Genomic DNA, 1,359 nt, shown 5'->3' with positions numbered 1-1,359 from the left:
GCGGCCATCGGCGTCGCCGAGGCCGCGGCGCTGATGCGGGAGATGATCGAGAACGAAGCCCAGCTCATTCTCATCGCGGCCATCTTCGCGTTCGGGTTCATCTGCCTCACCCTCCCGACCGGGCTGATCCTCGGCTGGGTGAGCAAGAAGGTGTCGGTCCGGCGATGAGTCCACCGACCGTCCTGTACGACGCGCCGGGGCCGCGTGCCAGACGGCGCAACGCGGTGTCGACGGTGCTGTTCCTGGTCGCCCTGGCCGCTCTGGCCTGGTGGGTGGTCCAGAGCCTCGCCGACAAGAACCAGCTCGATTGGGTCAAGTGGCGGCCCTTCTTCACGGACTCCCGCGCCTGGGAGACGTACCTCCTGCCGGGGCTCCAGAACACCGTCATCGCCGCCTCGCTCGCCATGGTCATCGCACTGCCGCTCGGAGCCCTGTTCGGCATCGCCCGGCTCTCCGACCACCGGTGGGTCAGGGGTGTGGCCGGCACCGTCGTGGAGTTCTTCCGCGCCATCCCGGTGCTGATCCTGATGCTCTTCGCGAACGCGGCGTACGCCCAGTACACCAACGTCGGCTCCGACAGCCGACCGCTGTACGCCGTGGTCACCGGTCTCGTCCTCTACAACGCCTCGGTGCTCGCGGAGATCGTCCGGGCCGGGATCCTGGCCCTCCCCCAGGGCCAGAGCGACGCGGCCATGGCGCTCGGCATGCGCAGGAACCAGGTCATGCGCTACGTGCTGCTGCCGCAGGCGGTCACGGCGATGCTGCCGGCGATCGTCAGCCAACTGGTCGTCATCGTGAAGGACACCGCGCTGGGCGGCGCGCTGCTCGGCTTCTCCGAGCTGCTGGCGTCCGTCCGCCCGCTGAGCGCGAACTACGGCGCGAACACCATCGCCAGCTTCACCGTCGTCGCGGTGGTCTTCGTCGTCGTGAACCTCGCGCTCACGTCCTTCGCGAGCCGGCTGGAGGGCAGGCTCCGCCATGGCAAGAGGTCCACCGGCGCAGTGGTCGGCGCACACACGGTCGAGGAGCTGGCGACACCGGGCGAGCACCTGGGCCACGACGAACTCGGCGGAGCAGGCGGCGCCTCCGGCAGATGAGTGGCCGGCAGCACTGGGGTTCTTGGGCGACCGCCACGGCCGGATCATCGACCCCTTCGGCCGCCGCTGGGGCCTGTCGCAGCACGTGCGTGACGTCCCCGCCGAGGAGATCGCCCGCGAGGCCGCGAAGGCGTTCGCCGCCGGGCAGTCCCACCGCCCTCGCGAGATGGCCTGATCAGGGACGGTGGCGAGGGGTGCGCCCCTGGGGGGCCCCCCCCCGCGGGTTTTAAGGGGGCACGCCCTAATCAAAAACCAGCACTAC

At 70.1% G+C, this 1,359-nt stretch carries 2 protein-coding genes and 1 pseudogene; all 3 read left to right on the top strand.

The annotated features are described in order from the left end of the window. Nucleotides 1-168, top strand: a pseudogene (locus AB0O00_RS39695) (amino acid ABC transporter permease); the annotation flags it as partial. Continuing rightward, entirely contained in the window at nucleotides 165-1,097 is a 933-nt protein-coding gene (locus AB0O00_RS39690) for an amino acid ABC transporter permease (RefSeq protein WP_363659528.1), read from the top strand. The pseudogene AB0O00_RS39695 and the gene AB0O00_RS39690, both read left to right, overlap by 4 nt. A 22-nt stretch (nucleotides 1,098-1,119) precedes the next feature. Next, on the top strand, nucleotides 1,120-1,272 hold the full coding sequence (locus AB0O00_RS39685) for a hypothetical protein (protein ID WP_363659527.1): 153 nt from the start codon (nucleotides 1,120-1,122) through the stop codon (nucleotides 1,270-1,272). The last annotated feature ends 87 nt before the right edge of the window (nucleotides 1,273-1,359 follow it).

It is taken from the genome of Kitasatospora sp. NPDC093558, assembly GCF_040683475.1.
Lineage (GTDB): Bacteria > Actinomycetota > Actinomycetes > Streptomycetales > Streptomycetaceae > Kitasatospora.
Note: the sequence above shows the minus strand (reverse complement) of the source record. Positions and strands in the feature narration are given on the sequence as shown.